At 71.8% G+C, this 11961-nt stretch carries 8 protein-coding genes and 2 pseudogenes; 7 read left to right on the top strand and 3 right to left on the bottom strand.

All coding sequences use genetic code 11. The features are described 5' to 3' along the window. Positions 1 to 5 precede the first annotated feature (5 nt). The 7 genes and pseudogenes from GXP74_RS21180 to GXP74_RS21160 all read left to right on the top strand — a co-directional run bounded on the left by GXP74_RS21180 (position 6) and on the right by GXP74_RS21160 (position 9447). Positions 6 to 1598 (top strand): condensation domain-containing protein, encoded by a 1593-nt coding sequence (locus GXP74_RS21180; protein ID WP_182452931.1) that lies wholly within the window; start codon positions 6 to 8, stop codon positions 1596 to 1598. Beyond that, positions 1523 to 2296: an AMP-binding protein gene (locus tag GXP74_RS41585; RefSeq protein ID WP_255528254.1), complete on the top strand. Its 774-nt coding sequence runs from the start codon at positions 1523 to 1525 to the stop codon at positions 2294 to 2296. The genes GXP74_RS21180 and GXP74_RS41585 overlap by 76 nt, the downstream gene beginning before the upstream one ends. Then, positions 2293 to 3771: an AMP-binding protein gene (locus GXP74_RS41580; RefSeq protein ID WP_255528253.1), complete on the top strand. Its 1479-nt coding sequence runs from the start codon at positions 2293 to 2295 to the stop codon at positions 3769 to 3771. The genes GXP74_RS41585 and GXP74_RS41580 overlap by 4 nt, the downstream gene beginning before the upstream one ends. Continuing rightward, positions 3768 to 4985 (top strand): condensation domain-containing protein, encoded by a 1218-nt coding sequence (locus GXP74_RS41575; protein ID WP_182452929.1) that lies wholly within the window; start codon positions 3768 to 3770, stop codon positions 4983 to 4985. Before GXP74_RS41580 ends, GXP74_RS41575 begins: the two co-directional genes overlap by 4 nt. After that, positions 4970 to 5152: pseudogene (locus GXP74_RS42240) on the top strand (hypothetical protein); the annotation flags it as partial. The gene GXP74_RS41575 and the pseudogene GXP74_RS42240, both read left to right, overlap by 16 nt. A gap of 121 nt (positions 5153 to 5273) precedes the next feature. Next, positions 5274 to 5522 (top strand): annotated as a pseudogene (locus GXP74_RS42235) (hypothetical protein); the annotation flags it as partial. A 22-nt stretch (positions 5523 to 5544) separates the two neighbouring features. Further along, positions 5545 to 9447 carry a non-ribosomal peptide synthetase gene (locus tag GXP74_RS21160; RefSeq protein ID WP_182452928.1) on the top strand — a complete coding sequence of 1301 codons (3903 nt, stop codon included), beginning with the start codon at positions 5545 to 5547 and terminating at the stop codon, positions 9445 to 9447. A gap of 486 nt (positions 9448 to 9933) precedes the next feature. Here the strand turns inward: GXP74_RS21160 and GXP74_RS21155 are convergent, their stop codons facing one another. The 3 genes from GXP74_RS21155 to GXP74_RS21145 all read right to left on the bottom strand — a co-directional run bounded on the left by GXP74_RS21155 (position 9934) and on the right by GXP74_RS21145 (position 11681). Continuing rightward, on the bottom strand, positions 9934 to 10293 hold the full coding sequence (locus GXP74_RS21155) for a hypothetical protein (protein ID WP_182452927.1): 360 nt from the start codon (positions 10291 to 10293) through the stop codon (positions 9934 to 9936). Between the two features lie 2 nt (positions 10294 to 10295). Then, positions 10296 to 10946: a glycosyltransferase family 39 protein gene (locus GXP74_RS21150; RefSeq protein ID WP_182452926.1), complete on the bottom strand. Its 651-nt coding sequence runs from the start codon at positions 10944 to 10946 to the stop codon at positions 10296 to 10298. A 234-nt stretch (positions 10947 to 11180) separates the two neighbouring features. Then, positions 11181 to 11681, bottom strand: coding sequence for an aminoacyl-tRNA deacylase (locus GXP74_RS21145; RefSeq protein ID WP_182452925.1), 501 nt, complete (start codon positions 11679 to 11681; stop codon positions 11181 to 11183). Between the last annotated feature and the right edge of the window lie 280 nt (positions 11682 to 11961).

Below are 11961 nucleotides of genomic sequence, written 5' to 3'. Positions count from 1 at the left end.
ACAGCATGGAACTGCCGTCCGTCGCGAAGGACCGGCTGTCGCAGCTGCCCGACCACGTGCGCGAACTCGTCCTGCGGCAGCTCGCCGGCGCGGCCGGGCCCGCACCCCAGGACCGCCCGATCACCCCGGCGCCCCGCGACGGCGCACTGCCGCTGTCGGTGGGCCAGCAGGGACTGTGGTTCCTGGCCGAACTCAACCCCGACAGCGTCGAGTACAACGCGCCCAAGGTGCTGCGCCTGACCGGCGACCTGCACCCGCGGGCCCTGCGCGCCGCGCTCGACGACGTCGTCGCCCGGCACGAGGCACTGCGCACCACCATCGGCGAGGCCGACGGCCACGGCGTCCAGGTGGTGCACCCACCCGCCCCGGTACCGGTCGAGTACACCGACCTGACCGACCTGCCGGAACCCGAACGCGCCGCCGCACTCGACCGCCGCCTGGAACACGAGGGCTCCACCCCGTTCGACCTGCGCCGCGGCCCCCTGTTCCGGGTGGCGCTGCTGCGGCTCGCCGCCGACGAACACGTCCTGGTCCTGGGCCTGCACCACATCGTCGGCGACGGCTGGTCCATCGGCATCCTGACCGAGGAACTCAACGCCAGGTACACCGCCCACACCCGCGGCCAGGCCCCGGCACTACCGCGACTCCCGATCCAGTACGCCGACTTCGCCGCCTGGCAGCAGCAGCGCCTGGCCGGACCCGAGGTGGCCGGACAGATCGACTACTGGCGCGGGCAACTGGCCGCACTGCCCCCGGTGGAACTCCCGGCCGACCGCCCGCGCCCCCCGGTCCTCGGCTCCACCGGCGCACTGCACCCGATCACCGTGCCGCGACCACTGGCCCAGCGCCTGACCGACCTGGGCACCCGCGGCGGCGCCACCTTGTTCATGACCCTGGTCGCCGCGAGCCAACTGCTGTTCGCCCGCTACTCGGGACAGCAGGACATCGCCGTCGGCTCGGTGACCGCGGGCCGCGGCCGCGCCGAACTGGAACCCCTCATCGGCTACTTCAGCAACACCGTCGTGCTGCGCTCCCAGGTACGCGAGGAACGGACCTTCACCGACTTCCTCACCGACGTCCGCTCCACCGTCCTGGACGCGTTCGCCAACGACGAGATCCCGTTCCAGCGACTGGTCGACATCATCCGCCCGGAACGCGACCCGAGCCGCCCGCCCCTGGTCCAGGTCATGGTCAACCTGCAACACCTGCCACCGGCGCACAGCCACCTACCGGCCTGCGGGTCACCGAGATCCCCCCACCCGTGCACGTGGCCAAGTTCGACGTCTCCTTCGACTTCTTCGAGCACGACGGCGCACTCACCGGCCACATCGAGTTACAGCACCGACCTGTTCGACCCGCCACGATCGGAGCGGATGAGCGGCCACCTGCTGACCTGCTCGACGGCATCGCCGCCCACCCGGACGAACCGATGCGGGCACTGCCCATGCTCACCGAACCCGAACTACGGCAACTGGCCACCGACTGGAACGGCCCCACCGTCGACTTCGGCCCCTCCCGCTGCCTGCACGAACTCTTCGACGACCAGGCCGCGCGCACCCCCGACGCGGTCGCGGTCAGCTGCGCCGACCAGCGACTGACCTTCGCCGCCCTGGCCACCCGCGCCAACCAGCTCGCACACCACCTGACCGGCCTGGGCGTGGGCCCGGGAACACTGGTCGGCGTGTGCGTGGAACGCGGCGTCGAGGCGATGGTCGCCCTGCTGGGCGTGATGAAGTCCGGCGCCGCGTTCGTCCCCCTGGACCCGGACTACCCCGCCCAGCGGCTGAACATGATGCTGGACGACGCCGCCGCACCCGTGGTGGTCACCGAGACCGCCCTGGCCGACCGCGTCACCGCCCACCCGGCGACCGTGGTGTACCTCGACCGCGACCGGCCCACCCTCGACACCCTGCCGGGCACCCCACCGCCGTCCGGGGCCACCGTGGACGACCTCGTCTACGTGATCTACACCTCGGGCACGACCGGCAAGCCCAAGGGCGTCCTGATCAACCACCGCAACATCCACCACATCCTGCGGTCCTGGAACGCCCGCTACCGGCTCGACGAGATCCGCGGCCGGGCCCTGTGCGTGGCCAGCTTCGGCGTCGACCTGTTCCTCGGCGACTTCCTGTTCTCCGCGCTGTTCGGCGGCGAAATGGTGGTGTGCCCGGCGGACGTGGTGACCGACCCGCCCACCCTGGTCGACCTGATCGCCGAGGTCCGGCCGCAGATCCTGGCCACCACCCCCTCACTGGCCCGGGCCATCAGCACCGAAACTCGGCTGGCGCGGGCCTGACCCTGGACTCGCTGCGGCTGCTCTCCCTGGGCGCCGAGGGCTGGCTGGCCGGCGACGCCGCCGACCTGCTCGACCACGTCGGCCCCGACACCCTGGTGGTCAACGCCTACGGCGCGACCGAGACCACCGTGGACTCCACCGTGTTCGCCCTGCGCGGCGACCCGGTCGAACCGTCGGCGTTCGTCCCCATCGGCACACCGATGACCAACACCAGCGTGCACATCCTGGACGACACCGGCCGCCCGGTACCCGTCGGAGTACCCGGCGAGCTCTACATCGGCGGCGGCGGCATCGCCCAGGGCTACTGGCAGCGACCCGAACTGACCGCCGAACGCTTCCCCCACGACGTCCTGGGACCGGGCACCGGCCGCTTCTACCGCACCGGCGACGTGGTGCGCTGGCGCGGCGACGGCAACCTGGAGTACCTCGGCCGGGCCGACGACCAGGTCAAGATCCGCGGCTTCCGGGTGGAACTCGGCGAAGTCGAGACCGCCCTCGCCCGCCACCCCGAGGTGGCCACCGCGGCGGCCGTCGCCCGCCGCAACGGCTCCGGCCACACCCGGCTGTTCGGCTACGTGGTACCCGCCGGCACCCGGGCACCCGACCTCGCCGCCCTGCGGACCTTCCTCACCGCCCACCTCCCCAGCCAGGCCGTCCCCTCGGCGATCATGGTGCTCGACGCCCTGCCGATGACCCCGAACGGCACCCTGGACCGGCGCGCCCTGCCCGCCATGGACGAACCCGCCGCCGACCCCTCCCACCGCGTCCCGCCACGCACCCCCGTGGAAACCGCACTCGTCGAGGTCTGGGCGAAGGTCCTGGGCGTGGAACCCGACCGGATCGGCGTCGAGGACAACTTCTTCAACCTCGGCGGCGACTCGATCCTCAGCCTCCAGGCCGTCTCCCTGGCCCGCCGCGCCAACCTCCGGCTGACCACCAAGCAGATGTTCCAGCGGCAGACCATCGCCGAACTGGCGGGCGAGGTCACCGTGCTCACCGCCACCGGCGCCGAACAGGGCCCGGTGACCGGCCCGGTACCCCTGACCCCGGTCCAGCACTGGTACTTCGAGGAGTTCCCCGAAGCCCCCGGCCACTTCAACCAGTCCCTGTACCTCGCACTCGACCCCGACACCGACCCCGACGCCCTGCGCGCCGCCGTCACCGCCGTACTCGACCACCACGACATCCTGCGGATCCGGGCCGAACACGTCGCCGGCCGCTGGCAGCAGCACCACCCGGCCACCACCGACCACCCGGCCCACCCCACCGTGTTCGAGCACCTGGACCTGTCCGCCCTCGACGACACCGCACAGGACCAGGCCGCCCGCACCGCGATCACCGCCGCCCAGACCGGATTCGACATCCGCACCGGCCCGCTGTTCCAAGCCCTGCTGCTCACCCAAGGCGGCGCCCACGCCCCCGGCTGTTCCTCGCCGCGCACCACTACGTCGTCGACGCGGTCTCCTGGCGGGTGATCCTGGCCGACCTGGACACCGGCTACCGGCAGGCGGCGCACGGCCGCCAGGTCGACCTGGGCGCGAAGTCCACCTCGTTCCGCAGCTGGGCCCACCGCCTCACCGCACTGGCGGCCGAAGGCGGCTTCGACACCGAACTGGACTACTGGACACGGGTCGAGAAGGCCACCCTGGACGCCGCCGCCCTGCCGGTGGACCGCCACGGACACAACACCGCCGGCTCCGCCCGCACCCTGACCCGGCGACTGAACGCGGACCGCACCGACGCACTGCTGCGCAACGTACCCGAGGTGTACCGGACCCAGGCCAACGACGTACTGCTCAGCGCCCTCGCCCGGGTCCTGCGCGACTGGGCCGGCGGCACCGTCCCGATCGAACTGGAGGGCCACGGACGCGAGGACCTGTTCGACGACGTCGACCTGTCCCGCACCGTCGGCTGGTTCACCACCGTCTTCCCCCTCGTCCTGGAACTCCCCGAGGACCACGACTGGGGCACCACCGTGAAGGCCGTCAAGGAGGAACTGCGCGCCGTCCCCTCCCGCGGCCTCGGCTACGGCGCCCTGCGCTACCTCACCACCCCGGGCACACTCGGCGGCGGCCGCCAACCCCAGGTCGGATTCAACTACCACGGCCGCTTCGACACCGACCCCGGCGGCAGCGGACTCTTCCGCGGCTGGTGCCCGAACCCGGTCCCCGACCGCGGCCCCGACCAGGCCCGGCAGTGCCTGATCGAGGTCACCGGCATGGTCCGCGACGGCGAACTGGAATTCGGCTGGGAGTACTCCGGGAACGTCCACCACGAGGAGACCGTGGCCCAACTGGCCGAGGCGTTCCTCACCGCCCTGGAACAGGTCATCGAACACTGCGCCCTGCCCGGCGCCGGCGGCTGCACCCCCTCCGACTTCCCGCTCGCCGCACTGGACCAGGCCGCCGTGGACACGATCGTCGGCGACGGCCGATCCGTCGAGGACCTCTACCCGCTCACCCCGATGCAGAGCGGCATGCTGTTCCACTCCCTCGACACCGACACCGACAACGGCGACGTCTACCTCACCCACTTCGCCGCGATCCTGGACGGCGTGGACGACCCGCGGCAACTGGCCGACGCCTTCCAACACGTCGTGGACCGCACCCCGATCCTGCGCACCGCGGTGGTCGGAACCGGCGCGGACACCCCCTGCAGAGCGTCCACCGCGACGTGCGCCTGCCGGTGACCCACCTGGACTGGAGCACACTGACCCCCCAGGACCGCGACACCCGCTCCCGCACCCTGTGGCAGAGCCTGCCCGCCCTGCGACTCGACCTGACCCAGGCCCCGCTCATGCGGCTGACCATCGCCCGCCTGCCCGGAGCGAGCGTCCAGCTCTTCTGGTCCTCCCACCACCTGCTGCTCGACGGCTGGAGCTTCGCCGACGTCCTGGCCCAGGTCTTCGGGGAATGGGCCGCACTGGGCGGCGCACCGACCCCCGCCCGCAAACCCCGCCGCCCCTACCGCGGACTACGTGCAGTGGCTGGCCGACCAGGACGACACCGCCGCCCGAACCCACTGGCGCCGCACCATGCACGGCTTCACCGCCGCCACCCCACTGCCCTACGACCGGGCACCCCAGGCCGCCCACGCCACCCGCTCCGCACACGACACCCACCTGCGGCTGCCCGCCGACCGCTCACACCGGCTCTACACGTTCGCCAAGAACGCCCGACTGACCGTCAACACCGTCGTCCAGGGCGCATGGGCACTGCTGCTCGCCGCCCACAGCGGCGAACGCGACTGTGCTTCGGCGCCACCCGTCTCCGGCCGACCCGAGAACCTCGCGGGCGCCGACGGAGATCATCGGCCTGTTCATCAACACCCTGCCGGTACGCACCACCCTGGACCGCGACCTCGACCTGGTGACCTGGCTGCGCCGGATCCAGGACGAACAGGTCGAGACCCGCCAGTTCGAACACGTCTCACTGGCACAGGTCCGCGGCTGGAGCGAGACCCCCCGGGAGTCGAACCTCTTCGACAGCATCGTCATCTTCGAGAGCTTCCCCTACGACCGCGACGCCGCCTCCCGGCACGGCCTCACGGTACGCGAGAGCAACGGCGCGGAGGAGACCAACTACGCGCTCGCGCTCACCGCCTACACCACCGACGAACTGCACCTGCGCCTCGGCTACGACCCGCTCCTGTTCGACCGGGACACCGCCGAACGGCTCACCCGCCGCCTGTCGACCCTGCTCGACGCCTTCGCCGACCACCCCCACTCCCCACTCGCCTCGCTCCCGCTGCTGCCCGCCACCGAACAGGCCCTGCTGCACGAGTGGAACGCCACCACCCGCCCCACCGGACAACCCACCACCATCGAACTGTTCGAACAACAGGCCGCGGCCACCCCCCGGAACACCGCACTGGTGCACCGCGACACCACCCTCAGCTACGCCGAACTGGACACCCGCGCCAACCGGCTCGCCCACCACCTGACCGCCCTGGGCCTGGGCCCCGAGAAGATCGCCGCCCTGGCCTGCCCACGCACCCCCGACCTCCTGATCGCGATGCTGGCCGTCCTCAAGACCGGCGCGGCCTACCTGCCCCTGGACCTGGACCACCCCCGCGAACGCCTCGCCCACATGCTGCGCGACGCGGCCCCGGCCCTGGTCCTGACCGCCGACACCACCGTCCCCGACCTGCCACCGCACACCCCCACCCTCTCCCTCACCGACCCCGCCGTGACCGCCGCACTGGCCCACCACCCGGCCACCAGCCCCGACCCGTCCACCCCCGCACACCCCGAGAACGCCGCCTACACGCTCTACACCTCCGGCTCCACCGGCCAACCCAAAGGCGTCGTGGTCACCCGGGCCAACCTGCGCAACTTCGTCCTCGACATGCGCGACCGCACCGCGATGACCCCCCAGGACCGGCTGCTGGCCGTGACCACCGTCGGCTTCGACATCGCCCACCTGGAGCTCTTCGTCCCCCTGATCAGCGGCGCGACCGTGGTACTCGCCGACAAGGAACTGGTCCTCGACCCCCAGCAACTGCGCCGCACCGTCCACGACCAGCACATCACCGTGGTACAGGCGACACCGAGCCTGTGGCGCGGCGTCCTGGAAGGCGCCCCCGACATCCTCACCCGGCTGCGGGTCCTGGTCGGCGGCGAGGCACTGCCCCAGGAACTCGCCACCGCCCTGACCGCCGGATCCCCGTCGGTGACCAACGTGTACGGGCCGACCGAGACCACCATCTGGTCGACCGCCGCGCACCTGACACCCACCACCACCGGCGCCCCGCCGATCGGCAGGCCGATCGCCAACACCCGCGTCCACGTGCTCGACGCCGACCTGCGCCCGACCCCGCCCGGCGTCCCCGGCGAGCTGTACATCGCCGGCGCCGGAGTGGCCCGCGGCTACACCAACCGCACCGCCCTGACCGCGACCCGCTTCGTGGCCGACCCCTACGGGCCCCCCGCCGAACGCATGTACCGCACCGGCGACGTGGTCCGCCGACGCACCGACGGGAACCTGGAATTCGTCGGCCGCGCCGACGACCAGGTCAAGATCAGGGGATTCCGGATCGAACTCGGCGAGATCGAAACCGTCCTCGCCACCCACCCGCAGGTCGGCTCGGCCGTCGTGGTGGCCCGCGAGGACCACCCCGGCAACCAGCAACTGGCCGCCTACTTCGTCCCGACCACGGACACACCACCCACGACCGCGGACCTGAGGACCCACCTGGAACGCCTGCTACCGGGCTACATGGTGCCCGCGTTCCTGATCGCGACGGACACCTTCCCGCTGACCCCCAGCGGCAAGGTCGACCGACGGGCCCTGCCCGCCCCGAGCCCAGCGGCAACCGGCACCGACACGCCACGAGTCGCCCCGAGCCAAGGCGCACAAGCCACCCTCGCCGCGATCTGGGCGGACGTCCTCGGCCTACCGGCCGACCGGATCGACGCGACCAGCGACTTCTTCGCCCTGGGCGGCAACTCCGTGCTGAGCGTCCAGGTCGTCTACCGCGCCCGACGCGCCGGATGGCACCTCGTCCCCAAGGACCTGTTCACGCACCCCACCATCCAACGCCTGGCCACAGCGGCGGAACCGGCCACCGAACCCACCACCGAACCCACCACCGAACCCACCGCACCCCAACCGCACACCCCCCAGCAGACCGGCACCCCACCGGCCACCACCCCCGACACGGCAGGCCACCCGGCCCTGACCCCCGGCCTTCCTGGCCACCCGCTGACCGAACTGGCCCGCACCCACCGGGTACCGGGCGCACAACTCGCCCTGCGCCACGCCGGCCGGCTGATCACCGTCGAAACGGGGGAGCGGACAGCGGGAACCGGCCTGCCGGTCACCACGGACACCGTGTTCCCCATCGCCTCCCTGACCAAGCCGGTGACCGCACTGCTCGTCCAACTCCTGGCAACCCAAGGACGCCTCGACCTCGACGCCCCGATCGGCGCCTACCTGCCCGAACTCCCCGCCACCAGCCCGGTCGGCCGGATCACCACCCGCCAGGCCCTGAGCACACCGGCGGACTGGTCGCCGCGGATCGACGAACGGACACCCAGCACCGACCGCCGCACCTGGGTCCAACGGCACTGCGACGAAACCGCCGTCACCCACCAGCCGGACACCGCGTTCTCCTACTCCGACGTCGGCTACGTACTCGCGGGCCGCCTGGTCGAAGCACTGACCGGCCTGGACTGGCGAACCGCCGTGCAATCGCTGCTGCTGCGCCCCCTGGCAATCACCGCCGCCTTCAACGGGCAACCGGGACAACGCCCGCCGCCCAGGGTCACCTGCTCCTCGACCGCCCGCTCCCGATACCCGAACAGACCTTCTCCCCACTGGACGACCCCGCCGTGGCACTGGCCGCCACCGCGGCCGACCTGCTGCGCCTGGCCGCCGTCCACGACCACACCGCACCCGGCGTACTCGACCCCGCGGCCGCCGACGCGATGCTCCACGACCGGACCGCAGACCTGGCCGTGGGACCCTTCGGCCTCGCCGACGGCTGGGGACTGGGCTGGGCCGTGTTCCACGGCGCGCACGGCGACTGGCACGGCCACGACCGGCAGCGGCACGGCACCTGGTCCCACCTGCGCTTCGACGCCGCCACCGGCACGCCGTCGCGCTCACCACGAACGCCGGCACCGGCGCCGCCCTGTGGGAGGACCTCCTCGCCGAACTCGGCGCGGCCGGCCTCCACGTGCCAACCACTCCGCCCGCACCCTGTCCGCCCCCGCGGCACCGGTGGCCGCACCGGCCGAGTGCGCCGGACACTACGCCAACGGCGACTGGGACTGCCAGGTCCAGGCACACCCCGAAGGACTCACCCTGTCCGTCGGACACGGGCCGCGCTCCACCCTGACCTGCCACGCCGACCTGCGGTTTCACCACCCAGGGCGGCAGCGGGATACCGGGCACCGGCCGGTTCCTGCGCGACCCGGACACGGGCCGGATCGAGCTGCTCCAGCTCGCCGGGCGGCTGCTGCGCCGCACCGCGGCGACAGCGGGGGTGACCAGGCGACCTCGCGACCTCGTGACCTGAACGGGCCGCGTCCCCCACCCCGGTGCCCGGTGGGGGGACGCGGCCCGTTCAGGTCAGGTCACCGAGCAGCCCGACTTGCTCTTGTCCGTGACCACCGTCGAGGTTACGGGCACCGACGCCGATCCAGGTGAGGTCGTTCCACAGTTGGGACCACGACTCCCGGGATCGCGGCACACCAGGAACTGGGCGCCCTTGTCGGCGACCGGCACGCTGATCTTGAACGTGCCGCTGAGCGTGCAGCTCTGGAACAGGGGACTGAAGGGTCGCCCGGTCCACGCCGACCGCGATGACGACGTCGGTGCCGTCGGCGGGCCTGCCGAAGTCGGCGTAGGAGTTCTGCGCGCTGTAGACGTGCGGGAGGCCGTACTGCGGACCGTACTTGTCCAGCGCGCCGCGAGGCCGTAGTGGTTGGGCGTAGATACGGCGTGCGCCCGGTCCTGCGGGACAGCGACTGGTCGACGCCGGCGACTTCCTGCGCCAACTGCGCCAGCCCGCCTGGTCGACTGGGAGACCCCCAGTTCCTTCATGACCGGGTTCGGACCCGTACCACGCGAGCGGCAGCACCGGCAGCATCATCACGGCCGACAGCAGCACGTTGAACACCAGCGCGCTGCCGGTCACCGAGCGGCGGAAGGCGGTCTGCGCCCACCCCACGGCCACCACGGAGCCGCCGCCAGCAGCACCACCTGGAGACCGGCCGTGTACTCGGGGTCCCCGCCGATGATGATCAGCAGCACCGACATGAACAGGTAGCCCAGCGCGACCGACCGGTACGGCCGCCACTGCGGGCGGCGGAACAGCGCCACCAGCCCGGAGATCCACACCGGGGTGAGGAACAGGCCGATCATCAGGATCTGGAACGGCACGAAGGCGACCCGGGAGTCGGCTCCCAGCGCGATCGTCAACGCGGCGCTCATCTTGATCGCGGGCCAGCCGTGCGCGATCTGCCACGCCACCATCGGCGCCGAGATCAGCACGGCTATCGCGCACCCCGCCACGAAGAGCCGACCGCGCAGGATCGTGCGCGGGACCCAGCACCAGCAGGCCCACCAGCAGGGCCAGGACCAGCAGCACGATGAGGTTTCTTGGCGAGCATGCCCACGCCGGTGACCGCGCCGATGGCCAGCCACAGCCGGTTGTCCGCGGTGCGCAGCAGGCGGATGAACAGCCAGCCCAACGTCACCCAGCTGAGCAGGTCGGGGCCGTTGGTGGTGAGCATGTGCCCGGCGTGAGGGTGACGACCGACCCGGCCGTCGCGGCGGCGGCGAAGACCTGGGCCGCCGCGCGCGCCGCCGAGTTCACGTGCGATCAGGCCCGACACCCACACGTCCAGGCAGGCCAGCAGGGCCGGCACGACACGCAGTCCGATCAGGTTGTCGCCGAAGAGGAAGGTCTCCACTCTGGCGATCACCGCGACCAGCGGGGGCTGGTCGACGTACCCCCACGCCAGGTGCCGACTGGACACCCGGTTGTACAACTCGTCGACGTGGTAACCGTAGCGCCCCGAGAGGGACAGCAGCAGCACACCCACCACGACGGAGACGCTGAGCAGCGGCCATCGGTACAGCGCGGGGACTGTCGTTAAACGGTCCTGGGAAGATGCCGAGGGATTTCTGGTAGTGGTCGCCACGTTACCCACACCTTTCTGTTTCTGTCTGCGGGTTCGGCTATGCGGATTGTCTCCGGCATCGCGCGTGCGGGCGACCATGTTGAATTGTAGGAAAACCTCGGCGAATCATCTTGTGTCTCCGCGCCCACGGCCCGACGCGTTTTCCGGACCCCCGCGCCGCCCATGACCTGGCAGTTCGCCCCGGCCCCGGCCCTCACCCGGCCGCGGCGCCGCACCCGGGCGCCCCGGTCCGGCTCACGAGGTCACTGCCGCCGTGACCGGCTCCAGGAACCGCAGCAGTTCACCGGCGTCGATTTCGATGCTCTGGTCGGCGCGCCCACTGCCGCAGTAGACGCGGTCCATGTCGAGGACAGCCGAGTCGAAGACCACCAGCACGCCGTCGCGACCGCAGACCGGGCTGGCGCCGCCGGGCTCCATGGCCAGCTGCCGCAACTCCTCCGGCTCGGCCTGGCGCAGCGACGCCCGGGGGACCCCCGCCGCCTTCGCCAGCCGCCCGTAGTGCACCCGGCGCTGCATCGGCAGGGCCGCCAGGATGAACGTCTGTCCGGTGCGGAAGACCATGGTCTTGAGCAACTGCTCCACCGGAAGGCCCAGTTCACGCTCGATGTCGGACTGCGTGCGGATCGGCACGTGCTCGTGGAGGGTGAAGGAGATCCCCGTCCGCTCCAGGACCTGGACCGGCGAGACGCAGTGCGGGACCTCGGGGGCGGCATCCTCTGCCGACGTGGGAGTCATGTGAGCCAGGGTAACTGAGCACCTGTCACGGCCCCCCGCCATTGCCCGGAAGGGAGTTGCGGTCGCCGGCGCCGTGCGACGCGGCCGCGCGCACCTGGACCCGTGGGCGTCAAAGCGTCACCCCCGGGACATTCAGCCGTGCGTGGGGTTCTGGGAGCGCGGTTTTGACCAGTGCGCCACCGTGGCGGCCCCGTTGGGATGCCACGGACACCTTGTGGCGCCCGGAAAACCGGGGTCGCGTCGCACGGACCGGGAGGACACGGGTTGCGCGGTGGCGTGA

Source organism: Streptacidiphilus sp. P02-A3a (assembly GCF_014084105.1).
Taxonomy (GTDB): domain Bacteria; phylum Actinomycetota; class Actinomycetes; order Streptomycetales; family Streptomycetaceae; genus Streptacidiphilus.
This window is presented reverse-complemented; position numbering and strand designations above follow the sequence as displayed.

Excerpts from the sequence above, each read along its gene's own strand:
- GXP74_RS21180 (WP_182452931.1), top strand. The coding sequence starts at position 6 with ATGGAACTGCCGTCCGTCGCGAAGGACCGGCTGTCGCAGCTGCCCGAC.
- GXP74_RS21145 (WP_182452925.1), bottom strand. The coding sequence starts at position 11,681 with ATGACTCCCACGTCGGCAGAGGATGCCGCCCCCGAGGTCCCGCACTGC.